This window comes from Streptomyces sp. NPDC004838 (assembly GCF_053600955.1).
Genome location: NZ_JBSGAW010000005.1, coordinates 108,438 through 131,816 on the forward strand (window position 1 = coordinate 108,438; position 23,379 = coordinate 131,816).

Consider the following 23,379-nt stretch of genomic DNA (forward strand, 5'->3'; position numbering starts at 1 on the left):
CATTGACAGATTACGTCCCCGTGTATTCGCCACGCACCACGGATTCCGCAGCTTTTCGTCTGGTCGGAGCGGTGGTGAGGGGCCGGGTCACGGCTCCGGGGCGTACGGGGGTAGGGCACGGCGACGGGCGGTGCTCACCTTGGCCCGCGTGGCGTGTACGTGCCATGGCCCGCGTGGCGGGTGCGCGCCCCGCCGACCGCGGGCGCATCGGCCCGACGGCCGCCACCTGCCGGAACGCGCCCGGCTCCGGTGCGGATTTCCGGCTGTCAGTGGCGAGTGGCAGGATCGACGGCATGTCCGATGCGCACGATCCAACCCCTTACGACGCCCTGTTGCTCTGCTCTTTCGGCGGTCCCGAGGGCCCGGACGACGTCGTCCCGTTCCTGGAGAATGTGACGCGCGGCCGGGGCATTCCCAAGGAGCGGCTCAAGGAGGTGGGGCGGCACTACTTCCTGTTCGGCGGCGTCAGCCCCATCAACGCCCAGAACAGAGCCCTGCTGGAGGCCCTGCGCAAGGACTTCGCGAACCACGGCCTCGGCCTCCCGGTCCACTGGGGCAACCGGAACTGGGCGCCGTATCTGACCGACACCCTGCGCGAGATGGTCCGCGAGGGCCACCGCCGTATCGCGGTGCTCGCCACCAGCGCGTACGCCTCGTACTCGGGCTGCCGCCAGTACCGGGAGGATCTGGCGGGCGCGCTGGCGACTCTGGAAGCGGAGGGCCTGGAGGTGCCCCGCGTCGACAAGCTGCGGCACTACTTCAACCACCCGGGTTTCATCCGCCCCATGGTCGACGGCGTCCTCGCGTCCCTGGCGGACCTCCCGGAGGGACTGCGCGACGGGGCGCATCTCGCCTTCACCACGCACTCCATCCCGCTCTCGGCGGCCGACGCCTCGGGCCCGGTCGAGGGGCACGGCGACGGCGGCGCGTATCTGCGCCAGCACCATGAGGCGGCCCGGCTGATCAGGGAGGCCGTCCGCGAGGAGACGGGCGTCGAGCGCCCGTGGAGCCTGGTGTTCCAGTCGCGCAGCGGGGCCCCGCACATTCCGTGGCTGGAACCGGACATCTGTGACCATCTGGAAGAGCTGCACGGGGCCGGCGTCCGGGCGGCCGTGATGATCCCCGTCGGGTTCGTCTCGGACCATATGGAGGTCCTCTACGACCTCGACACGGAGGCCGCGGCGAAGGCGGCCGAACTGGGGCTGGCGGTGCGCCGCTCGGCGACGGTGGGCGCGGATCCGCGGTTCGCGGCGGCCGTGCGCGAACTGGTGCTGGAGCGAGCGGCCACGGAGCGCGGGGTCCCGGTCCAGCGGTGCGCGCTGGGGTCGCTGGGCGCGTCGCACGATGTCTGCCCGGTGGGCTGCTGCCCCGCTCGGACGCCCCTGCCCGCTGCGGCGGGCGCGGACAGCCCTTAGCCCCCGCGCCTAGCCCCCGCGCCGCCGGTTCAGCCGGCCACAGCGCCCGCGCGGCCTCGTCGCGTGGCAGTCCGTCCCCGGCCCGTACCCGCCCGTCGCGGTGTGCGGGAGGGGGAATCCGTACCGCGTCATCGCCCGTACGCCTGGATCCGACCGTGTGAGGAACCTCCGTGACCGCCACGAACGACCCGCTCCTGTCCGAACTGCTCGCCCTCGCCACGGAGGCCGCCGACCGGGCGGGAAGGCTGCTGCGCGACGGCCGCCCGGACGATCTCGGCGTCGCGGCGACCAAATCCAGCCCGATCGACGTCGTGACCGAGATGGACCTCGCCGCGGAGAAGCTGATCACCGGCTTTCTGGCCGACCGCCGTCCGTACGACGGATTCCTCGGCGAGGAGGGCGCGTCCACGGAGGGCACGAGCGGCGTCCGCTGGATCATCGATCCGCTCGACGGCACGGTGAACTACCTCTACGGACTGCCGACGTGGGCGGTCTCCATCGCGGCGGAGCGCGACGGGGAGACCGTCGTCGGGGTGGTGGAGGTCCCGATGCGCCGCGAGACCTGCCGGGCGGTGCTGGGCGGCGGCGCGTACGCCGGCGACAAGCCCCTCAGGTGCCGTCCCGCGCCTCCGCTGGACCAGGCCCTGGTCTCCACCGGTTTCAACTATGTGAGCGCCGTACGGACCCATCAGGCGGAGGTCGCCCAGCGGCTGATCCCCCGCGTGCGGGACATCCGCCGTGGCGGATCGGCTGCGGTGGACCTCTGCGATGTGGCGGCGGGCCGCCTGGACGGCTACTACGAGCGGGGGCTCCACCCCTGGGACCTCGCGGCCGGCGATCTGATCGCCCGTGAAGCGGGCGCCCTCACCGGAGGCAGGCCCGGCCGGGGCCCCTCGTACGACCTCACGGTGGCCGCGAGTCCGGGCGTCTTCGGCCCCTTGCAGACGCTCCTGGACGAGTACGGCGCCTGGCACGACTAGTACTCCAGTCGCGCTAGGGCTGTGACCGGGAGGGCGTACGCACCGCTTCCGCACCGCCCCCGCGCCACGGGAGCGGTGCGGGGGCCCTGCCGGATACCGGGACAATCCGGAATGACGATCCGGAATCACTGAAAGCCGAAATTGCCTGAGCGAACCGGCGGTATCGGGGTGTAACCGGAGTGATCCGGCATGAATGATTGTGATCGAAGTAACTGCATTGCGGGGAAAGAGCCGGATCGCCGGAAAACGGGTCCCGGCCGGCCCCCAGAGCCGAGAGCCTAGAGCGCGCCGACCTCGACGCCGTGCTCGGCGGCCAGACGGCGCAGGTCGTCCAGCTCCGCCTGCTCGACGTCCGCCAGGAAGTCGTCGCCCGTCTCACGGGCCATCGTGAGGTCCGTCTCCGCAGCCTTGATGCGCTGAAGAAGTCCTGCGGTGAATGCGTCCATGTTCGCCCCCTCGTCGTGGGTCGGTGGCACGGGGGTGTGCCTGGGATCCCGCTGCCGCAGCAGGGGACAGGGTGATCACCCCTGCCATCGGGCCGGGCAGGTGGTTCGTGTGCCACTTACAAGGTGTGCCACATACAGGGCGTGATCTCGATGTCTTGTCGTCCTCCCCAGGCCACCACCCGAAGAAACCTCAACCTCTCCAGGAATTCGGTTCATTCCCGGATCAGCGCCGCCGGCCGCCGGGGAGGGGGGTTCCGCCTTACGGCCGGTTTACCCGCGTAAAGGGCAGGATGGAGGCACACAACCCGTGCGTGAATCTGCCCTGATCATGGCTGAAGGGCCCCGAAGGAAGGAAACGAGACGTGCGCGTACTCGTCGTCGAGGACGAGCAGCTGCTCGCCGATGCGGTGGCCACCGGACTGCGCCGGGAGGCCATGGCCGTCGACGTCGTGTACGACGGCGCGGCGGCTCTGGAGCGCATCGGGGTCAATGACTACGACGTGGTCGTCCTGGACCGCGATCTGCCGCTGGTCCACGGAGACGACGTCTGCCGGAAGGTCGTCGAGCTGGGCGTGCCGACGCGTGTCCTGATGCTGACGGCGTCCGGGGATGTGTCCGACCGGGTCGAGGGGCTCGAACTGGGAGCCGACGACTATCTCCCCAAGCCGTTCGCGTTCACCGAGCTGACCGCGCGGGTGCGGGCTCTCGGGCGGCGTACGACCGTGCCGCTGCCGCCCGTGCTGGAGCGCGCGGGGATCAAGCTCGACCCCAACCGCCGCGAGATCTTCCGCGACGGCCGGGAGATCCAGCTCGCGCCGAAGGAGTTCGCGGTCCTGGAGGTCCTGATGCGGAGCGAGGGCGCGGTCGTCTCGGCCGAGCAGCTGCTGGAGAAGGCGTGGGACGAGAACACCGATCCCTTCACCAATGTGGTGCGGGTGACCGTGATGACCCTGCGCCGCAAGCTGGGCGAGCCGGCCGTGATCGTCACCGTGCCCGGCTCCGGCTACCGGATCTGATCCGTGGCCGCCAATCCCGCGCCGCCCGCGACGCCGCCGAAGCCGACCTGGGACCCCCGGGATCCGGTGCGCCCGCTGCTGCGCCCGACGATCCGGATACGGCTCACGCTGCTGTACGGCGGGATGTTCCTGATCGCGGGAATCCTGCTGCTGTCGATCATCTATCTGCTGACGGCGCAGGCGCTGCACGCCGGGAGCAGCCCGCCGTTCAAGCTGCTGCCGGAGAGCCGGATCCAGCTGACGAACAACTCGTGTCCGGCGCTCGAACCCGGCCTCACGGCCGATCAGGCCAATGCCGTGGTCACCCAGTGCTTCGCGCATCAGCGCGAGGCGGCCCTGGGCGATCTGCTGCGGCGGTCCCTGTTCGCCCTGCTCGGCCTCAGCATCATCGCTTTCGCGTTCGGCTACGCGATGGCGGGCCGCGTCCTGTCGCCGCTCGGCCAGATCACCCGTACCGCCCGCCAGGTGGCCGGTTCCGATCTGTCCCGGCGGATCGACCTGGACGGCCCGGACGACGAGCTGAAGGAGCTGGCCGACACCTTCGACGAGATGCTGGACCGGCTGGAGCGGGCCTTCAGCGCCCAGCAGCGGTTCGTGGCGAACGCCTCGCACGAGCTGCGCACGCCGCTCGCGATCAACCGCACGGTGCTGGAGGTCCAGCTCTCCGATCCGGGAGCGCCCACGGAGCTGAGACAGCTCGGCAAGACCCTGCTGGCCACCAATGAGCGCAGCGAGCAGCTGGTGGAGGGCCTGCTGCTGCTCGCGCGCAGCGACAACCAGGTGGTGGAGCGCAAGCCGCTGGATCTGGCGGAGGTGGCGTCGCGGGCGGTCGACCAGACCCGTGCGGAGGCCGAGGCGAAGGGCGTGGAGATCCGCGGGGAGTGCGCACCCGTGGTCGTGGAGGGCAACGGCGTCCTGCTGGAGCGGATCGCGCTGAATCTGGTGCAGAACGCCGTACGGTACAACCTCGCCGAGGACGGCTGGGTCGAGGTGACCACCGAGGCTGCGCCGGGGCAGGCCGTCCTGATCGTGGAGAACACGGGCCCGGTGGTTCCGGCGTACGAGATCGACAATCTCTTCGAACCGTTCCGGCGGCTGCGTCAGGAGCGGACCGGCAGCGACAAGGGCGTGGGACTGGGTCTCTCGATCGCCCGGTCGGTGGCGCGTGCTCACGGGGGACGTATCATCGCGGAACCTCGCGAGGGCGGAGGGCTCGTGATGCGCGTCACGCTGCCTGCCTGAGGAGGTGTTCACCGCCACACCGCTCGTTCGCTTTACGCGGAATTTTCGGGACACGCTCCCGAGTTGCCCGTGTGTGATCGATCACAGAATCGGCTTTCGGGCCATCCACTCTCCGTGATCACGCCCCCTGCCGGAAAGCCGGGAAAAGTCCGGGTTTCCGGGGGTCGAGATGACGGGAAGTACACGGGGTGGCGCCCGTGAGCTGCGGCATTCGGATCGTGTACGGTCCCCTTCGCCATCCAACCCGATCACTCTCGGGGGATCCGGTTGGGTGTCGATTGAGTAACAGACCTTGATGTGAGGCAAAATCTCCGCCTCGGGTCGGGCACAAGTCCGGCCTCTCACGCGTTACGTGCGCTGGAGACACCGCAACCACACCCAGAGGGGGAGAGCGACATGGCAACGGACTACGACACCCCACGCAAGACCGATGACGACGTCGATTCGGACAGCCTTGAGGAACTGAAGGCCCGGCGGAACGACAAGTCCACCTCGACCGTCGACGTCGACGAGTTCGAGGCAGCCGAGGGCATGGAACTGCCCGGAGCCGACCTCTCCAACGAGGAGCTGGCCGTCCGGGTGCTGCCCAAGCAGGCGGACGAGTTCACCTGCATGAGCTGCTTCCTCGTGCATCACCGCAGCCAGCTGGCCCGCGAGAAGAACGGCCAGCCGATCTGCCGCGACTGCGAGTAGGGTCCGGTCGGCCGTGGCAGGCGAGACACCGTCCAGGAAGCGACGTCTCCGGCGTCAGAAGCCGCCGGAGACGTATCAGGGCGGTCCGGGACCGTCGGATGGCTCCAGGCCCTCCGACGAGCGTTCGGCCGCCCTCCTGCCCCATGGCGTGGGAGCCGACGGGCGGGGCCTGCCGGCCCCACTCGAAGCCCTCCCCCGCGAGGGGGAGGACCGGACCGGGGCCTCGGCAACGGCCCGCCGGCTGGCAATGGTGCGCCAGGGCGTCCGCAAGAGCGGGGAGAGCGCCAGGGCCGCCATCGGCTACCTCGCCGACCGGATCATCGAGACCGCGCCGCGTGTGCCGGTGCGCGATCTCACGAGTCTGCGCAGACAGTTCCCCGGCCTCAGCCCCGAGCAGCTTGCCGACAAGCTGGTCGCGGGCGCCGCCAACGCCACCGCCACGGTGGGCGCCGGCATCGGCGCCGCGGCGATGCTGCCCATCCCGCCGGCGATGCCGACGGAGCTGGCGACGGAGATCACGAGCGTCGCGGCGATAGAGCTGAAGCTCATCGCCGAGTTGTACGAGGTCTACGGCCTCCGGCCGCCGGGCAGCCTCAAGGAGCGCAGCACCGTCTATCTGACCGCCTGGTCGGAAGAGCGCGGCATCGACGTCACCAAGCCGTCGACGTACAAGAACGCCGCGCTCAGCGGCGGCCTGAAGCGTGAGCTGCGCCAGCAGATCATGAAGCGCATGATCCGCAATCTGCCGAATCTGCTGCCGTTCATGGTCGGCGCGGCCGTCGGAGCGGTCATCAACCGCCGGGACACCCGGCAGCTCGCGCAGCGCATCCGCAAGGATCTGCGCGCGAGGCAGGTTCCGTGGGACGCGCTGGCCCCGCTCCCGCCTCTGGAGCAGCCCAGGCATCCACTGGAGACCGGCTACCAGCCGCGCGAGCTGGAGCACTGACCTCCCCCGCGCTCACGGCGCTCATGGCACGTCTCGCCCCTCCGCCGCACGGGCCGCGTTCCCCCGTGCCCGCAATCCCCCGCGTGCCCGCACTCCCCCGCGTTCCCTGCCCTCAGCCCGCCAGCGCGGCGGCCAGGGCCTTCGGGTTCCGGGTCGACAGGTAGACATACGGCGTGGGGTCGGCCGGATCCGTGATCTCGACCCTGACCGCCGTGGGGACGTAGGCGCGCAGCAGCATGAAGGCCCGCGGGTCGGCCTTGTACGAGCGCCAGGCGCGCGCCTCCTCCGCGTCCAGCGTCTCGGGCTCTCCGAGCGCCGACAGCGGAATGCGGGCGTCGCCGACGACCAGCGAGCCCGCGACCACGCGGATGCGGGCGGAGCCGTACGAGCTGACCAGGGCCCCCGACACGGCGGCGACGACGATCAGCCCGGCGAGCATCGGCAGCACGCCCAGCGGCAGCGTGACCAGCCCGCCCGCGATCCCCGCGACGGCTGTGACGGCCCACCACAGGGGAGGAGCGGTCAGACGTTCTTCGTAACGCGGGGCATCATGGCGCGGGGCGTCCGGGCGCTGGGCGGAAGGCTGCATGCGTCAAGCTTGGCACGGTGCGGTCGCGGGGTACCGGCGCGGGTAAGGTCTGCGCCTGTGAGCACAGCCAATCCCCGGGGGACAGACCCCACGCACCCCGGTTCGCGGGCCCCCAGGGCCTCGGCCCTGATACCTCCGCCCGACGCCGTACGCCCGGTGCGCCACCCCGACGCCCCGGCCCCCGGTGAACTGCTCGGTGCGCACTATGAGCACTGCTTCGGCTGTGGCGAGAACCAGCCCCATGGACTGCAGCTGCAGGCGCGGGCCGGTGACGGCGTCAGTATCACCGCCGAATTCACCGTGAAGCCCGCCCACCAGGGCGCTCCGGGCCTCGCGCACGGCGGGGTGCTGGCCACGGCGCTGGACGAGACGCTGGGCTCCCTGAACTGGCTGCTGCGCACGATCGCGGTCACCGGCCGGCTGGAGACCGATTTCGTACGCCCGGTTCCCGTGGGCACGGTGCTGTTCCTCGAAGCCGAGGTCGACGCCGTCGCGGGGCGGAAGATCTACTGCGGCGCCGTGGGCCGCATCGGCGGCCCCGGCGGCCCTGTCGCCGTCCGCGCCAACGCTCTCTTCATCGAGGTCAAGGTCGATCACTTCATCGACAACGGCCGGCCGGAGGAGATCCGGGCGACCATGGCCGATCCCGACGAGATCCGGCGCGTACGCGCCTTCGAGGTGAATCCCTGATGTCCCTGACGCCCAGCCCGCTCGGTTCCGGCAGCCCGGTCGACGTGCTGATCCGCCGTGTCGACCCCGAGGCGCCGCTGCCCGCGTACGCGCATCCGGGGGACGCGGGAGCCGATCTGGTCACCTGTGAGGCCGCGGAACTGGCGCCCGGAGAGCGGGCCGTCCTGCCCACCGGGATCTCCATCGCGCTCCCCGACGGATACGCCGCGTTCGTGCATCCGCGCTCGGGACTCGCGGCCCGCTGCGGAGTAGCCTTCGTCAATGCCCCGGGGACGATCGATGCCGGGTACCGTGGGGAGATCAAGGTGATCGTGGTCAACCTCGACCCGCGCGAGAGCGTGCGGTTCGAGCGGTTCGACCGCATTGCCCAACTGGTCGTCCAGCAGGTCGAGAAGGTGCGCTTCCACGAGGTGGCGGAGCTTCCCGGCTCGGCGCGGGCCGAGGGGGGCTTCGGGTCCACCGGCGGTCATGCCGCGGTGGACGGCTCAACGGATGATTCAACGTGTGGGAATCGATACGCTTCCGTCGTATCCGACCGGGAAGGACAGTGACGTGTTCGGACGTCGCAAGAAGAGTGGTTCCGCGGAGGACGCGGACGCAGCGGGCGAGGCCGAGCAGGTCGTCGACGAACTCGATGACGAGAGCGAGGAGGAAGAGGGCGGCCCGCGCCGGGTGAACCTTCCTCCGGCGCCCCGGCCCGACGGCCCCTGGGACGTCTCCGAGGTGTCCCAGCCCTCCGAGGGCAGGGTCGATCTCGGCGGTCTCTTCGTGCCCGGTGTCGAGGGCATGGAACTGCGGGTCGAGGTCGCGGGTGACGCCATCGTCGCCGCGACGGTCGTGCTGCGCGACAGCGCCGTACAGCTCCAGGCGTTCGCCGCGCCCAAGAAGGAGGGCATCTGGGGCGAGGTCCGCGAGGAGATCGCCACCGGCATCACCCAGCAGGGCGGCGTCATCGACGAGGTCGAGGGCCCGCTCGGCTGGGAGCTCCGGGCCCAGGTGCCCGTACAGCTGCCCGACGGCACCGGTGGCGTGCAGCTCGTGCGCTTCATCGGCGTGGACGGGCCGCGCTGGTTCCTGCGCGGAGTGATCTCCGGCCAGGGCGCGGTGCAGCCCGAGGCGGCGGGGGTCCTGGAGCAGATCTTCCGGGACACGGTCATCGTGCGCGGCGACGGTCCGATGGCGCCCCGCGATCCGATCGTCCTCAAGCTTCCGGAGGACGCGCAGATGGTGCCCGAGGCCGTGCAGCAGGACGAGCAGGAGAGTTCCCGCTTCTCCGGCAGTATGGGGCAGCTCCAGCGCGGCCCCGAGATCACCGAGGTGCGCTGACCGCGGGCTCGGCCCCGAGTTCCGGGTGGGCTGCGCTTCCCCGCTCGGGGGGAGTGCGGCCCATCGCCGTTTCCCCTTACTGTGCGGGGGCATGCGTACACGCTTCTGTACGTACTTCTGTACGAGGGGGGTTCATGACCGAGCGTGCCGGTACGAGCACCGGGGCAGCCGTCGCCGACGGACCGGTGCCGGGACCGATGGTGCGGGTGGAGAACCTGCACCGCACCTACGGCTCCGGCGCGGGGGCGGTCCACGCCCTGCGCGGGGTCTCCTTCGAGGTGCCGCGCGGGGAACTGGTCGCACTCAAGGGCCGGTCCGGATCGGGCAAGACGACGCTGCTGAATCTCGTGGGCGGGCTCGACACCCCCGACGAGGGGCGGATCACCGTCGACGGCACGGATCTGGCGGGGCTCGGCGAGAACGGCCTGCTGGAGCTGCGCCGGGACCGGATCGGCTTCGTCTTCCAGTCCTTCGGCCTGATCCCGATCCTCTCGGCGGCGGAGAACGTGGGCGTCCCGCTGCGGCTCCGCAGGACCGCGCCCCGCGAGCGCGAGGAACGCGTCGCACTGCTGCTCGCGCTGGTGGGCCTCGCGGATCACGCGGCGCAGCGTCCCGGCGAGCTCTCCGGCGGCCAGCAGCAGCGTGTCGCCGTCGCCCGCGCGCTGGCCAACCGCCCGTCCCTCCTGATCGCCGACGAGCCCACGGGCCAGCTCGACGCGGAGACGGGCCTCTCCGTGATGGAGCTGCTGCGCGCGGTGGTCCGCGCGGAGAACGTCACGGCCCTGGTCGCCACGCACGACCCCCAGCTCCTGGGCCTGGCGGACCGCGTCCTGGAACTGGCCGACGGCGAGATCACCACGGCCTGATCCCGTGCCGGGCCGGTGCGCCTGGTCGAACGCCCCGCGCATCCACCTGGGGCCGATCACCACCGCCCCGCCCGCCCTCAACGCGTCGCGGACTTCAACGCCCCGGCTCCCCGGACGGTGAGGCACGCGGTCCGGGGCGATGTCCCTCGGCCCGCCCGGAGGCGCTCGTGCTGTGATCGGAGACGTTCACCGGCCAGCGACGCCCTGCACTCTCCCTGCGCCCTGCGGCCCGGGGAGGTACCCCCATGCCGGGCCCTGCGGCCCGGGGAGGTACCCCCACGCCGCGTTGCCGGACCGCGAGAGTACGGCGAGTACAAGCCGCGGACCTCCGCCTCGCGCCGCACCGCACCGGACGCCGCGCGCCCACGGCAAACCCCTCCGGCCGCAGCACTAGGCGTCCGGGCCGGTGCCCTGACAGGAGCCGGGCACGGAGCCAGGGCGGGGGCCGCCCGCCGACGGCATGGGCGGCAGGGTCCGGGCGCCCCGGCAGGAGCGAGCAGCCGGGCAAAGGCAGGCGCGAGAAGCCGCCCGCTCAGGGCGACCGCAGGCACGGGAGGCCATCCGCCAACGGCAAGCGCGGGAAGGCCGCCCGCCAAGGGCAGGGCAGCGCAGACCTGGAAGTGCCGCCCGCCCAAGGGCCCCGCATCAGAATCGCGTCAATTACGTCGCCCCCTCCCACCCCGCGCCCCATTTGCCCGATTCCCTCGCCGTATCGTCGCTCGGAGCGTAAACGGCTGTACCTGAAAGACAATGAGGCCATGGGACGCGGCAAGCTACGGATCTACCTCGGCGCGGCACCCGGCGTGGGCAAGACGTACTCCATGCTGTCCGAGGCGCACCGCCGGGTGGAGCGTGGCACGGACTGTGTCGTGGCCTTCGTGGAGCACCACGACCGGCCGCGTACGGAGGTCATGCTGCACGGACTGGAGCAGATCCAGCGCCGTGAGCTGGAGTACCGGGGCGGTGTGTTCACCGAGATGGACGTGGACGCCGTGCTGGAGCGGCGGCCGACCGTCGCCCTGGTGGACGAACTCGCGCACACCAATGTTCCGGGTTCGCGCAACGCCAAGCGGTGGCAGGACGTCGAGGAACTCCTCGCCGTGGGAATCGATGTCATATCGACGGTGAACATCCAGCATCTCGAATCGCTGGGCGACGTCGTCGAGTCGATCACCGGGGTACGCCAGCGGGAGACCGTCCCCGACGAGGTCGTCCGCAGAGCGGATCAGCTCGAACTGGTCGACATGTCGCCCCAGGCGCTGCGCCGCCGGATGGCCCACGGCAACATCTACAAGCCGGACAAGGTCGACGCGGCCCTCTCCAACTACTTCCGTCCGGGGAATCTGACCGCTCTGCGCGAGCTGGCGCTGCTGTGGGTGGCGGACCGGGTCGACGAGTATCTCCAGCAGTACCGGGGCGAGCACAACATCCGCTCCACCTGGCAGGCCCGCGAGCGGATCGTCGTCGGACTGACGGGCGGTCCCGAGGGCCGCACCCTGATCCGCCGGGCCGCCAGGATGGCCGCGAAGGGGTCGGGCAGCGAGATCCTCGCGGTCTACATCGCCCGCAGCGACGGGCTGACCTCGGCGTCACCCAAGGAGCTGGCCGTGCAGCGGACGCTCGTGGAGGACCTCGGCGGGACGTTCCACCACGTCATAGGGGACGACATCCCCGCCTCGCTGCTGGAGTTCGCACGGGGCGTCAACGGCACCCAGATCGTGCTCGGATCAAGCCGCCGCAAGGCGTGGCAGTACATTTTCGGCCCCGGCGTCGGCGCGACCGTCGCACGGGACTCGGGGCCCGATCTCGACGTCCACATCGTCACGCACGACGAGGCCGGCAAGGGCCGGGGGCTTCCGGTGGCGCGCGGCGCGCGCCTGGGGCGCTCGCGGATCATCGCGGGCTGGCTCGTGGGCGTCGCCGCGCCGGTTCTGCTGTCCCTGCTGCTCAACGCACTCGACGACTCGCTGGGTCTCGCCAATGACGTACTGCTGTTCCTCTTCGCCACGGTGATGGCCGCGCTGCTCGGCGGGCTGCTGCCCGCGCTCGCTTCGGCCGCGGTGGGTTCCTTGCTGCTGAACTACTACTTCACGCCGCCCGTGCACACCCTCACGGTGTACGACCCGAAGAACATCGTCGCCATAGTGATCTTCTTCGCGGTGGCGGTGGCGGTGGCGTCCGTGGTGGATCTGGCGGCCCGCCGTACGCATCAGGCGGCCCGGCTGCGCGCGGAGTCGGAGATCCTGTCGTTCCTGGCGGGCAGCGTGCTGCGCGGCGAGACGACGCTGGACGCCCTGCTGGAGCGGGTCCGGGAGACGTTCGCCATGGAGTCGGTGGCGCTGCTGGAGCGGAAGAGCGACGTCGAGCCGTGGACCACCGCGGGCTGTGTGGGCCCCAGATCGGTCGTACGGCCCGAGGACGCCGATGTGGACATGCCCGTCGGCGACGATATGGCTCTGGCGCTCTCGGGCCGGGTGCTGCCCGCCGAGGACCGCCGGGTGCTGGCCGCGTTCGCCGCCCAGGCGGCCGTCGTACTGGACCGCCAGCGGCTGGTCGGGGAGGCCGAGGAGGCTCGCAGGATGGCCGAGGGCAACCGTATCCGCACCGCCCTGCTCGCCGCGGTCAGCCACGATCTGCGGACGCCGCTGGCCGCCATCAAGGCCGCGGTCACCTCGCTCAGGTCGGACGACGTGGCCTGGTCGGAGGAGGACGAGGCGGAGCTGCTCGCGGGGATCGAGGACGGCGCCGACCGGCTGGACCACCTCGTCGGCAATCTGCTGGACATGTCGCGCCTCCAGACCGGCACCGTCACCCCGCTCATCCGGGTGACCGATCTCGACGAGGTGGTGCCCATGGCGCTCGTCGCCGTACCCGTCGAGAGCGTCGAGCTGGACATCCCCGAGACGCTGCCGATGGTCGCCGTCGACCGGGGGCTGCTGGAGCGGGCCGTCGCCAACATCGTCGAGAACGCCGTCAAGTACAGCCCGGACGCCACACCGGTCACCGTGGCCGCGAGCGCTCTCGGCAATCGGGTGGAGGTACGGGTCGCCGACCGCGGACCCGGTGTCCCCGACGATGAGAAGGAACGTATATTCGAGCCGTTTCAGCGTTACGGTGACGCTCCGCGCGGTGCCGGCGTCGGCCTCGGTCTCGCGGTCGCCCGCGGTTTCGTCGAAGCGATGGGCGGCACTCTCTCCGCCGAGGACACCCCAGGCGGGGGAATGACCATGGTCCTCACGCTCCAGGCGGCCGCCAAGGACGATCAGGTCGCGCCCGGCCTTCCCGCCGAGGTCACCTCATGACCTCGGCCACACGGTACGACTCGACCACGCGGAGCGAAGTGCAGAACGGACAGAAGTGCAGAAAGGCGGGCCCGCAATGACCCGGGTGCTGGTGGTCGACGACGAGCCGCAGATCGTACGGGCCCTCGTGATCAATCTGAAGGCGCGGAAGTACGAGGTGGACGCGGCCCCCGACGGCGCGACCGCGCTCCAGCTGGCGGCGGCCCGGCACCCCGACGTGGTCGTTCTCGACCTCGGTCTGCCCGATATGGACGGCGTGGACGTGATCAAGGGGCTCCGGGGCTGGACCCGTGTGCCGATCCTCGTGCTCTCGGCCCGCCACACCTCCGACGAGAAGGTGGAGGCGCTGGACGCGGGGGCCGACGACTACGTGACCAAGCCCTTCGGCATGGACGAGCTGCTGGCCAGGCTGCGGGCCGCCGTCCGCCGGGCCGAGCCGGTCGGCGGCGGTGACGACGATGTGGTGATCGTGGAGACGGACGGCTTCACCGTCGATCTCGCGGCGAAGAAGGTGCACCGGGACGGGCGGGATGTCCGGCTGACCCCGACGGAGTGGCATCTGCTGGAGGTCCTCGTGCGGAACACGGGCCGGCTGGTGAGCCAGAAACAGCTTCTCCAGGAGGTCTGGGGCCCCTCGTACGGCACCGAGACCAACTATCTGCGGGTCTACATGGCACAGCTGCGGCGCAAGCTGGAGGCCGATCCCTCGCACCCCAAGCACTTCGTCACCGAGCCCGGCATGGGCTACCGCTTCGAGCGGTCCTGAGCCGTGCCCGCGCCCCGGCGGGAACCCGGTGCCGGGGGCCTGCCCGAACCCTTGTCCGGGCTCGGATCCGCTGTCGGCGGTGGCCGGTACGCTTGCGTTATGAGTGCACCCCATTCCGGAGAGGGTTCCGGTTCCGGGCAGGCCGGCAAGGCGGAGAAGCCTTCCGGCCGGTTCCGTCGCATGCTCGACCGCTTGTCCAGCTCGCGGCAGGACCAGGAGTCGGAGGAGCTGCGGGAGGACGCGGAGCTGTCCGGGTGTACCCGCATCGCCGAGTGCGGTGACCGCCAGATAGTCCGTGTCACTGGTACCTTGCGCACGGTCACCCTGCGTCCGAGGGCGGGGGTTCCCGCGCTGGAGGCGGAGCTGTTCGACGGCACGGCGCCGCTGGACGTCGTCTGGCTCGGCCGCCGTTCCATCGTGGGCATCGAACCGGGCCGCAGGCTCATAGCCTCGGGGCGTATCTCCATGAGCCACGGCCGCCGGGTGTTGTTCAACCCCAAATACGAACTCCGACCGCTCGGACAGGAGTAGCCGGTGACGTCTGTCGACAAGCCGACCACCACCCCCAGCACGCCGCAGGACCCGCAGTATCAGCAGGACCCGCAGAACCCGCAGGCCCCGCGGCAGAACAGCGCCGACGCCAAGGCGGTCACGGAGGCGGCGCTGTTCGAAGCGTTCGGCGGCGTGCGCGGCATGGTGGAGACGGTCGTGCCCGGACTGCTGTTCGTCACGATCTTCACGATCAACAAGAATCTGCACGCGGCGGCCATCGCCGCCCTCGCGGTCTCCCTGCTGCTCGTCGCGGTCCGCCTGGTCCTGCGGGACACCCCGAAGCACGCGTTCAGCGGCGTCTTCGGGGTCGCTTTCGGCGTCGTCTTCGCGATGATGACCGGCAATGCGAAGGACTTCTATCTGCCGGGAATGCTGTACACGCTCGGCCTGGCCCTGGCGTACATCGTCACGACGCTCGCGGGCGTCCCGCTGATCGGTCTGATCCTCGGCCCGGTCTTCAAGGAGAACCTCTCCTGGCGGACCCGGAACCCCGGCCGCAAGAAGGCGTACGCGAAGGCGAGCTGGGCGTGGGGCCTGATCCTGCTCGGCAAGTGCGCGATCCTCTTCCCTCTGTACTGGTGGGCCGATACGACCCAGTTGGGCTGGGTCCTGGTCGCGCTGAAGATCCCGCCGTTCCTGCTGGCGGTGTATCTGACATGGGTCTTCCTGGCGAAGGCTCCGCCGCCGATCGACGTATTCGCCGAGATGGAGGCGGAGGAGCGGGCCGAGAAGGAGCGCAAGGCGGCGGCCCGGCGGAGCGAGGCGTAGCTTCTCGCCGAACCGCCGCGGTACCGCGGCGGTTCCTTCCCCTGATCGGCCGGCGGTGGCGCTCCGCGCACCCCCTGGCCGTTCCCGCACCCCCTGGCCGTTCCCGCCTTCCCGCCGTTCCCGTCTCCTCGCCGTGTCCGAATGGCGCGCGGCTCCCCTGATGCGGCGGCTGAGGTGGCGGCGTTCTCCTGATGGGCCTGCGCTCCGGCCGCCGCCGTCCCTCGTACCGGCTCCCGCGTGTACCGCGCCGTCGCGGCTCCCGCGTACGCCGCGACCATGCCGGATTCCGGTGCTCTTGTACCGGAATCCGGTCACGATCGTATCAAGTCATCCGTGAGATCGTTTCTCCCGACCATGGCCTCTGAAAGCATCCGGGCCGGAAGGGCTTTCGGAGAGTGCCCGCTCAGGGCCGCCAGGGGCCATCAAGGGGGAGACGGTGACGGCGTTTCTGTTTCACCGTGCGCGGGGGCACCGGCTGCTCCTCGCCGCCGCACTGCTCGCCATCCTGCTGACGACGGCCGTCCTGGCCACGCTCGCCGCCTTCGCCGGCTCGGTCGGGGACGCGGGGCTGCGCCACGCGCTGCGGACCAGGGACGCGGCCGCGGCGTCACTGATCATCACCTCCGAGCACACCGGCGAGGACGGCACCGCGGCCACCGAGGCGGCCCGGCGCGGGGCGCAGCGGTCCTTCGACGGGCTGCCGGTGACGCTGCGGCCGTTCGACCGCTCGGTGCCGTACGCCCTGCCGCGATCCCTCCAGCCGCCCACGGCCCGCAAGGGCGATCCGGATCTCACCACCCTGGCCGTCCTCGACCGCACACGGGTCCGGCTGTCGGCCGGGAGCTGGCCGGCGGCGGGCGGCGAGGACGTCATCGAGGTCGCCCTGCCCGAGGCGGCGGCCGCGCAGCTGAAGCTCGCGCCGGGGCCGCGGATCATGACCCTCGGCAGCAGGCTGGGCGGTCCGCCCGTGCGGATCCGCGTCACCGGCGTCTACCGCCCGGCCGACCGGAACGATCCCTACTGGCAGCTGGACGAGCTGGGCGGGCGCGGGGTACGCAAGGACGTGTTCACCACGTACGGTCCGCTGCTCACCGACGCGGCGGCCTTCGGCTCGGGCCGGATCCCGCGGGCCGGACTGTCCTGGCTGGCCACCGCCGACTTCGGCACGCTCCGCACGGAGCGGCTCGACGCGCTGCGCTCGGCGTCACGGCAGAGCCAGAAGTTCCTGAGCGCCGAACCCGAGCTGAAGCGCGGAACCGTCGCCAAGACCACGCTGCCCGACGCGCTCGACCGGCTGGAGCGGGCGCTGCTGGTGGCGCGGGCGACCCTGCTGATCGTCTCCCTGCAATTGGTGCTGCTCGCCGCCTACGCGCTGCTGCTGGTGGCGCGCCTGCTGAGCACGGAGCGCGAGAGCGAGACCCGCGTGCTGCTGGCACGCGGCGCGTCCCGGAGACGTCTCGCCGGGCTCGCCGCGCTGGAGGCGCTGCTGCTCGCGCTCCCCGCGGCCGTCTGCGCGCCGCTGCTCGCGGGGCCGCTCACCGGGCTGCTGGCCGGACAGGGGCCGCTGGCCGGGATCGGGCTGCGGGTCGAGGGCGGGGCGACCGCGCAGGTCTGGCTGGTCGGCGTGGCGGTGGCGCTGGCGTGCGCTGTGGCCGTGGCGGCCCCGGCGCTGACCGCGGCCCGCACGGCGCGCGGACGGCCGCGCGCACTGCCCGCGCCGCTGCGCGCCGGGGCCGATATCGCACTGGTGGTGGTCGCCGCGGTCGCCTACTGGCAGCTGGACCGGCGCACGTCCGGCAGCGGGGCCCTCACCGGCGACCGGGAGGGGCGGCTCGGCATCGATCCACTGCTCGTGGTGGCGCCCGCGCTGGCACTGCTCGCGGGTACCGTCCTCGCGCTCCGGCTGCTGCCCCCGGCCGCGAGGCTCGCCGAACGGCGCGCGGCCCGCGGGCGCGGGCTGACGGCTCCGCTCGCGGGCTGGCAGTTCAGCCGGAGGCCGCTGCGGGGCGCGGGCCCGGTGCTGCTGCTAGTGCTCGCCGTGGCGATGGGGATGCTGGCGATCGGGCAGGGCGCTTCGTGGGACCGCTCCCAGGACGATCAGGCGGACTTCCGGTCCGGTGCGCCGGTACGGGTGCTGGGCGGCGGGCTCGTCCAGTTCGGGCAGGGCGGGGTGTACGACGGGATGCCGGGCGTCACGGCCGCCGCACCGGCCGCCCGGACCGGTCTCGGGCTCTCGGGCGGACGACAGGCCACGCTGCTGGCGCTCGACACGGGGGTCGCCGGCCCGAGGCTGCGGCTGCGGGACGACCTGGCGGACGCCGCCGCCCGGCGGCAGCTGAACGCCGCCTCCGCGGCCCCGCGGTCCGCGGAGGCGGGGGTGACGCTGCCCGAGGGCACCGCCCGGCTCGTCCTCGACGTCACCGTGCACGGTGCGGACGAGGGCCCCTACGGCTCGTCCGGGCCCGCCGCCCGTGAGCGGGGTATGGAGGGCGTGAGCGTCACGGCCACCGTCGAGGACCGGTACGGGGTGCCGTACCGGATCGGGCTGGGCACCGTGCGCGCGGACGGGAAGCCGCACGCGGTGACCGCCGATCTGGCGAAGGCGGCCGACGCCCCGGTGGGAAGGCCCGCCGGTCCGCTGGCACTGACCGCGGTCGAGTTCGACGAGTGGGGCTATCCCGACCGGATCGCGTCCAAGCGGTTCACGATCGGCGGGATGCGAGCGGTCGGCGCGGACGGCGTCTCCCGCGCTGTCGCCGTGCCACCGGGGCTGGCGTGGCGGGCGAAGGCCACGGCGAGCGTCGAGCCCGTGCCCGGCGACCGGCGCGAGGCCCTGCCCGCCGCCACCGCCGGCGAGACATCGGCGCGGACGCCGCTGGATGTCTCGTACCACACGGGCAGGGCCATGCTGGAGAACTCCTGGACCGAGGATCGGACCGTCACGGTCCGGGCCGCCGTCCAGCGGACGGCGGCCCCGGCGCCGGCGGCGCTGGCGACGCCCCGGTTCCTCGAATCCAGTGCCGCGAAGGTCGGCTCGGTGATCGAGGTCCCGATGCCGGGCGGCGCGATGAAGGTGCGGATCGCGGGCGTGCTGCGGGCCCTGCCCACCACCGGCCCCGGCAGCGGCGACGCCGGGGCCGATGGGAAGCCCGCGCTCGACGGCGGCGCGCTGCTGCTGGATCTGCGGGCCGTGAACCGGGTGCTCGCCGACCGTCCCGGCGCGCAGTTCGCGCCCTCCGAGTGGTGGCTGTTCACCGAGCCCGGTCAGGCGGGCCGGGTCGCGGCCGCGCTGCGGGAGCGGGCCGAGATCGACCCGGAACAGGTGCGGGTGCGGGACGAGATCGCGAGGGAGCTGCACGGCGATCCGCTGGGCGCCGGGCCGCAGTCGGCGCTGCTCGCGGTGGCGGCCGTCGCCGCCCTGCTCGCGGCGGTCGGCTTCGCCGTCGCCGCGGTGGGGGCGCTGCGGGAGCGGTCGGCCGAGTTCGCGGTCCTGCGCGCACTGGGCACACCACGTCGTCAGGCGGCCCGGCTGCTGGCCGCCGAACAGTCGTTGCTCATCGGTCTCGCGCTGCTCATCGGCACGGGCCTGGGCACGGTGCTCACCCGTGCCGTCGTCCCGCTCATCGTGCTCACCGGCCAGGCCACCCGGCCCGTTCCCGGCGTGCTGGTGGAACTGCCCGTCGGGCGGGTGGCGCTGCTCCTCGCGGCGGTCGCCGCCGCGCCGGTCCTGGTGGTGGCCGTACTGTCGCTGCGACGCGGCGGCGATCCGGCGACGGCGCTGCGCGCGCAGAGAGGCGAGTGAAGTGAAGGCCGTCGCCCCCTGGGTCCGCACCCGGCTGCGGACCGCCCCCGTGTCCGCGCTCGCGACGCTCGCGCTGGTGCTGGTCTCCTCGTTCCTCGCCGCCGCGTTCCCGCGCGGAGTCGAGGCGTACGAGGGCGCGGGCCTGCGCCATGAGATGAGCGTCGCCCCCGCGGACCGCAGCGGCGTCCAGCTGACCGATGTGCCACCGGACTTCGGGGGCCCGGAGCCCGCCGAACGGGCCGCCGCGCTCCGTCCGGCGAAGCTGGCGGAGCAGCACCGGAAGATCCTGGCGTCGCTGCCGGAGCCGCTGCGCGCGGACGCGGGCCAGTCCGCGTACGGGGTGCGCACCCCCACGCCCGTACGGTCGACCGACCGCTGGATGCCCCAGCTGGACGGCGGGGCTCCGGTTCTCACACTGAGCGCGGGGGCGGGGCTCGCCGAGCACAGCGCCGTCCGCTCGGGGCGGCTGCCGCGGGCCACGGCGGCAACGGCGGAGAGCGCCTCGGTGGAGGGCGCGGTCACGACGGCCACCGCCGACGCCCTGAACATCGAGCCCGGTTCGACCGTCCATGTGCCCCGTCCCGGTGGAACGCCGCTGGCCGTGAAGATCACGGGCATCGTCGAACCCGTCCGCCCGCAGGACGCCTACTGGTCGGTCGAACCGGTCCTGCGTACGCCGACGCTCCGCTACACGCCCGCGCCGCCCGCGCCGCAGCCGTACTGGCACGGCGCGCTGCTGCTCGCCCCGGAGGCCGGGCCCGCGCTGCTGTCGGTCGCGACGGACGCGGAGGCGTACTGGCGGATCGCGATCGACTCCGGCGGGCTCCGCGTGGACGATCTGCCGCATGTCCGGGCCGCGATCGCCTCCCTGGAGGGCGGTCCGGCGCAGGCCGCGCTGCGGGCCGCTGTCTCCCCCGCCCTGGACGTCGAATCGGGGCTCGACGACGTGCTCATCGGCTACGAAGGCATCGTCTCGGCCATCGACCCGGTGGTCGGGGTGGCCGCCTTCGGCGCGGGCGGTGTCGTGGCCGTGGTGCTGCTGATGGCGGGCGGGCTGGCCGCCGCACGCAGACACGCCGAACTGGCCCTGCTGCGTGCGCGCGGCGGTTCGGTGCGCGGTATCGCGGGGCGGCTGTTCGCGGAGACCGCGGTTCCGGCGGTGCCCGCGGCGGCCCTCGGCTGCTGGCTCGCGCTGGTCCTGGTGCCCGAGGGGCGGCTGACGCCGTCGCTCCTGGCGTCGGCGGCGGTGGCGCTGACGGCCTGTGCCGGGCTGCCGCTGCGGGCCGCGTTCCTGCACCGCGGGGCCCGGCCGCACGGGGGGCGCGACGATGTCGTACGGGCCAGGCCGTCGCGCCGCCGTACGGTGGCCGAACTGACGCTGCTGGTGCTCGCGGTGGCGGCCGTGGTGGCGCTCCGCCGGCGCGGTACGTCCGGGGAGGGGGCCGATGAGCTGGTCAGCGCCGCTCCGGTACTGGTGGGCATGGTCGCCGCGCTCGTTCTCGTACGGCTGTATCCGCTGCCGCTGAGGATCGCGGCGCTGCCCATGGCCCGGCGGCGAGGTGCGGTCGGCTTTCTGGCGCTGGCGCGCACCGGCCGCTCCCCCGCCACCACGGCGCTGCCGCTGCTGGCGCTGCTGCTCGCCCTGACGACGGCGGCGTTCGGCGGCTCGGTGCTCGCCGGGATCGCCGACGCCCGGGACCGGGCGGCGCTGCTCGCGGTGGGCGCGGACGCCCGGCTGGAGGCGGCGACGGAGCTGCCGGGCTCCCTCGCCGGCGCGGTGGGGAAGCTGGACGGCGTACGGGAGGTGGTGTCCGTGCGCCGTGAGCGCGACTTCGATCTGCGGGACAGCGGCAGCGGCTTGGCCGGGGTCACCCTGATCGCCGCCGAACCGGACGCGTACGCGCGCCTGGCCCGGAGCACCGGCCTCGGCGGCTTCGGGGCGGACGAGCTGCGGAAGCGGTCCGCCGGGCCGCTGCCCGCGCTCGTCTCCCCCGGTGTGGCGGAGCGGCTGGGCGGCCGGGAGGCCACGATCGGGCCCACGAGCGCGCTGTTCACGGTACGGGTGACGGCGGTACGAGACACCACGCCCGCCGTGACCGGCGGCGAGTTCGTGGTCGTGGACGCGTCGGGCCTGCCGAGCGGTTTTCCCGTCACGACCCTGCTGGTCTCGGGCCCGTCCGTCTCCGGTACGGAGCTGACGGCGGCGGCCCGTGCCGCCGGCGGCGGGGTCGACGTGCGGCTGCGCTCCGCCGAACGGGACGGTTTCACCCAGTCCCCGGTGCAGAGCGGGGCCGAGCGGATCTACGCGGTGGCCACGGCGACCGGTGCCGGATACGCGGTGCTCGCCCTGCTCCTGTCGCTGCTTCAGGCAGCGCCGGAGCGGGCCGCGCTGCTGGCCCGGCTCCGCACGATGGGGCTGACCCGTCGCCAGGGCCGGCGGCTGCTGATCCTGGAGAGTCTGCCGCCCGCGCTGCTGGCAGCGGCGGGCGGCGCACTGGTCGGCTGGGCGACGATACGGCTGCTCTCCCCCGGCGTGGGACTGGACCGGCTGGCCCTGGCGGCGCAGGCGCGTCCGGACTCGCCCGTGCCGGTGCGGCTGACCGCCGACCCCGGCAGCCTGCTGCTGCCCGCGCTCGCCGTCGTGGTGATCGCGGCGGGGGTGGCGGCGGCGCAGGCATGGCTGACCACCCGGCGTACCTCGACGACCGAACTCAGGGCGGGAGACACACGATGAAGCGGTCCGCGACCCTTGGGGAGCTGGAGCAGCGGGCGGCGGCCCGGCGCGAGGGCCCCCGCTACGGCGCTGACGCCCTGATCACCTGCGACCGGCTGGTACGGATCTTCTCGGCCGACGGCGTCGAGGTGCAGGCTCTTCAGGGGCTCGATCTCCTCGTCCGCGAGGGCGAGCTGATGGCCCTGGTGGGGGCGTCCGGCAGCGGCAAGTCGACCCTGATGAACATCCTCGCGGGGCTGGACGAGCCGACGGCGGGCGCGGCGAAGGTGGCGGGCAGCGATCTGCTGGCCATGAGCGCGAAGGAGCGGCTGCGGTACCGGCGCGAGGTGGTCGGCTTCGTCTGGCAGCAGACGGCCCGCAATCTCCTGCCGTATCTGACGGCCGCGCAGAACACGGCCCTGCCGATGCAGCTGCGGGGCGGGGGCGGTCTCCGCTCCCGCGCGCGGCGGACCGGGCGGGTGGAGTCCCTGCTGGCCCTGTTGGACGTCGCGGACTGCCGGGACCGCCGTCCGCATCAGATGTCCGGCGGTCAGCAGCAGCGGGTGGCGATCGCGGTGGCGCTGGCGAACGAGCCGTCCGTGCTGCTCGCGGACGAGCCCACGGGTGAGCTGGACTCCCACACGGGAGAGCAGATCTTCGCGGCGTTCCGCCGGGCGAACGAGGAGCTGGGCACGACGATCGTGATCGTCACCCACGATCAGACCGTCGCCTCCGAGGTCCGCCGCACGGTCGCCATCCGCGACGGCCGCACCTCCACGGAGATCCTGCGGCGGACGGAGGTCGACACCACCACGGGCCAGGAATCCGTGGTCGCCCGCGAGTACGCCATGCTCGACCGCGCGGGACGGCTCCAGCTCCCCGCGGAGTACACGGAGGCGCTGGGCATGCGGGACCGCGTGATGCTGGAGCTGGAGCAGGACCACATCGGCGTCTGGCCCGACGACACACCGGACCGCTGAGGACCGGCGGTACGCGGTGCCGCCGGGCGGTCGCGACGGCGGTACGGTGCCGTGGGCCCGGTCGCGACGGGCTGCCGGGCCGGAGCCGGGCCGACCGCCCGATCGCACACCCGAAACCGGGCCCGAACCCAGCCCTGGCCCCAGAGCCGACCCGAACCAAACCCCGACCCTGGCCCCAGACCCGACCCGACCCGAACCCAGCCCCAGCCCTCGCCCTGGCCCCAGGGCCGACCCGAACCCAGCCCCAGCCCTGGCCCCAGACCCGACCCGAACCCAGCCCCAGCCCT

At 72.6% G+C, this 23,379-nt stretch carries 19 protein-coding genes; 17 read left to right on the plus strand and 2 right to left on the minus strand.

The window, feature by feature from the left end; translation table 11 throughout:
* Positions 1–293: 293 nt before the first annotated feature.
* On the plus strand, positions 294–1,415 hold the full coding sequence (locus ACWEFL_RS08080; protein ID WP_451709105.1) for a ferrochelatase: 1,122 nt from the start codon (positions 294–296) through the stop codon (positions 1,413–1,415).
* Positions 1,416–1,585: 170 nt separating this feature from the next.
* Positions 1,586–2,395 (plus strand): inositol monophosphatase family protein, encoded by an 810-nt coding sequence (locus ACWEFL_RS08085; protein WP_451709107.1) that lies wholly within the window; start codon positions 1,586–1,588, stop codon positions 2,393–2,395.
* Between the two features lie 278 nt (positions 2,396–2,673).
* Here ACWEFL_RS08085 and ACWEFL_RS08090 read toward each other — a convergent pair whose 3' ends face one another.
* On the minus strand, positions 2,674–2,841 hold the full coding sequence (locus ACWEFL_RS08090; protein ID WP_451709110.1) for a hypothetical protein: 168 nt from the start codon (positions 2,839–2,841) through the stop codon (positions 2,674–2,676).
* 362 nt (positions 2,842–3,203) lie between these two features.
* Between ACWEFL_RS08090 and ACWEFL_RS08095 the strand changes: the two genes are divergently transcribed.
* From ACWEFL_RS08095 to ACWEFL_RS08110, 4 genes are all read left to right on the plus strand, one after another.
* On the plus strand, positions 3,204–3,857 hold the full coding sequence (locus ACWEFL_RS08095; protein ID WP_451709112.1) for a response regulator transcription factor: 654 nt from the start codon (positions 3,204–3,206) through the stop codon (positions 3,855–3,857).
* A 3-nt stretch (positions 3,858–3,860) separates the two neighbouring features.
* Entirely contained in the window at positions 3,861–5,099 is a 1,239-nt protein-coding gene (locus tag ACWEFL_RS08100; protein WP_451709115.1) for a sensor histidine kinase, read from the plus strand.
* 396 nt (positions 5,100–5,495) lie between these two features.
* The gene (locus ACWEFL_RS08105; RefSeq protein ID WP_006345898.1) at positions 5,496–5,792 is read left to right on the plus strand and encodes a DUF4193 domain-containing protein; all 297 of its coding nucleotides are present in this window, start codon (positions 5,496–5,498) and stop codon (positions 5,790–5,792) included.
* A gap of 13 nt (positions 5,793–5,805) precedes the next feature.
* The gene (locus tag ACWEFL_RS08110) at positions 5,806–6,738 is read left to right on the plus strand and encodes a hypothetical protein (protein WP_451709118.1); all 933 of its coding nucleotides are present in this window, start codon (positions 5,806–5,808) and stop codon (positions 6,736–6,738) included.
* A gap of 112 nt (positions 6,739–6,850) precedes the next feature.
* Here ACWEFL_RS08110 and ACWEFL_RS08115 read toward each other — a convergent pair whose 3' ends face one another.
* Complete coding sequence (locus ACWEFL_RS08115) at positions 6,851–7,327, minus strand: DUF3093 domain-containing protein (RefSeq protein ID WP_451709121.1); 477 nt, start codon at positions 7,325–7,327, stop codon at positions 6,851–6,853.
* A gap of 57 nt (positions 7,328–7,384) precedes the next feature.
* Between ACWEFL_RS08115 and ACWEFL_RS08120 the strand changes: the two genes are divergently transcribed.
* The 11 genes from ACWEFL_RS08120 to ACWEFL_RS08170 all read left to right on the plus strand — a co-directional run bounded on the left by ACWEFL_RS08120 (position 7,385) and on the right by ACWEFL_RS08170 (position 23,092).
* Positions 7,385–8,017 carry a PaaI family thioesterase gene (locus ACWEFL_RS08120; protein ID WP_451709124.1) on the plus strand — a complete coding sequence of 211 codons (633 nt, stop codon included), beginning with the start codon at positions 7,385–7,387 and terminating at the stop codon, positions 8,015–8,017.
* The gene (gene dut / locus ACWEFL_RS08125) at positions 8,017–8,568 is read left to right on the plus strand and encodes a dUTP diphosphatase (protein ID WP_451709127.1); all 552 of its coding nucleotides are present in this window, start codon (positions 8,017–8,019) and stop codon (positions 8,566–8,568) included. The genes ACWEFL_RS08120 and dut overlap by 1 nt, the downstream gene beginning before the upstream one ends.
* 1 nt (position 8,569) lies before the next feature.
* Positions 8,570–9,343, plus strand: a complete 774-nt coding sequence (locus ACWEFL_RS08130; RefSeq protein ID WP_451709130.1) for a DUF3710 domain-containing protein — start codon at positions 8,570–8,572, stop codon at positions 9,341–9,343.
* Between the two features lie 134 nt (positions 9,344–9,477).
* Positions 9,478–10,209: an ABC transporter ATP-binding protein gene (locus ACWEFL_RS08135; protein ID WP_451709133.1), complete on the plus strand. Its 732-nt coding sequence runs from the start codon at positions 9,478–9,480 to the stop codon at positions 10,207–10,209.
* A 758-nt stretch (positions 10,210–10,967) separates the two neighbouring features.
* Positions 10,968–13,511 carry an ATP-binding protein gene (locus tag ACWEFL_RS08140; RefSeq protein WP_451709135.1) on the plus strand — a complete coding sequence of 848 codons (2,544 nt, stop codon included), beginning with the start codon at positions 10,968–10,970 and terminating at the stop codon, positions 13,509–13,511.
* Positions 13,512–13,587: 76 nt separating this feature from the next.
* Positions 13,588–14,277: a response regulator gene (locus tag ACWEFL_RS08145; RefSeq protein ID WP_451709139.1), complete on the plus strand. Its 690-nt coding sequence runs from the start codon at positions 13,588–13,590 to the stop codon at positions 14,275–14,277.
* Positions 14,278–14,457: 180 nt separating this feature from the next.
* Positions 14,458–14,808 (plus strand): OB-fold nucleic acid binding domain-containing protein, encoded by a 351-nt coding sequence (locus ACWEFL_RS08150; RefSeq protein WP_451709489.1) that lies wholly within the window; start codon positions 14,458–14,460, stop codon positions 14,806–14,808.
* Positions 14,809–14,811: 3 nt separating this feature from the next.
* On the plus strand, positions 14,812–15,597 hold the full coding sequence (locus ACWEFL_RS08155) for a DUF3159 domain-containing protein (protein ID WP_451709142.1): 786 nt from the start codon (positions 14,812–14,814) through the stop codon (positions 15,595–15,597).
* A gap of 436 nt (positions 15,598–16,033) precedes the next feature.
* The gene (locus ACWEFL_RS08160) at positions 16,034–19,399 is read left to right on the plus strand and encodes an FtsX-like permease family protein (RefSeq protein ID WP_451709145.1); all 3,366 of its coding nucleotides are present in this window, start codon (positions 16,034–16,036) and stop codon (positions 19,397–19,399) included.
* Position 19,400: 1 nt separating this feature from the next.
* The gene (locus ACWEFL_RS08165) at positions 19,401–22,133 is read left to right on the plus strand and encodes an FtsX-like permease family protein (protein WP_451709148.1); all 2,733 of its coding nucleotides are present in this window, start codon (positions 19,401–19,403) and stop codon (positions 22,131–22,133) included.
* Positions 22,130–23,092, plus strand: a complete 963-nt coding sequence (locus ACWEFL_RS08170; protein ID WP_451709151.1) for an ABC transporter ATP-binding protein — start codon at positions 22,130–22,132, stop codon at positions 23,090–23,092. Before ACWEFL_RS08165 ends, ACWEFL_RS08170 begins: the two co-directional genes overlap by 4 nt.
* Positions 23,093–23,379 lie beyond the last annotated feature (287 nt).

Bases quoted from the DNA above. Each gene is read 5' to 3' on its own strand.
- ACWEFL_RS08080 (WP_451709105.1), top strand. From the start codon at position 294: ATGTCCGATGCGCACGATCCAACCCCTTACGACGCCCTGTTGCTCTGC.
- ACWEFL_RS08090 (WP_451709110.1), bottom strand. From the start codon at position 2,841: ATGGACGCATTCACCGCAGGACTTCTTCAGCGCATCAAGGCTGCGGAG.
- ACWEFL_RS08105 (WP_006345898.1), top strand. From the start codon at position 5,496: ATGGCAACGGACTACGACACCCCACGCAAGACCGATGACGACGTCGAT.
- ACWEFL_RS08115 (WP_451709121.1), bottom strand. From the start codon at position 7,327: ATGCAGCCTTCCGCCCAGCGCCCGGACGCCCCGCGCCATGATGCCCCG.
- dut (WP_451709127.1), top strand. From the start codon at position 8,017: ATGTCCCTGACGCCCAGCCCGCTCGGTTCCGGCAGCCCGGTCGACGTG.
- ACWEFL_RS08135 (WP_451709133.1), top strand. From the start codon at position 9,478: ATGACCGAGCGTGCCGGTACGAGCACCGGGGCAGCCGTCGCCGACGGA.
- ACWEFL_RS08140 (WP_451709135.1), top strand. From the start codon at position 10,968: ATGGGACGCGGCAAGCTACGGATCTACCTCGGCGCGGCACCCGGCGTG.
- ACWEFL_RS08145 (WP_451709139.1), top strand. From the start codon at position 13,588: ATGACCCGGGTGCTGGTGGTCGACGACGAGCCGCAGATCGTACGGGCC.
- ACWEFL_RS08150 (WP_451709489.1), top strand. From the start codon at position 14,458: ATGCTCGACCGCTTGTCCAGCTCGCGGCAGGACCAGGAGTCGGAGGAG.
- ACWEFL_RS08170 (WP_451709151.1), top strand. From the start codon at position 22,130: ATGAAGCGGTCCGCGACCCTTGGGGAGCTGGAGCAGCGGGCGGCGGCC.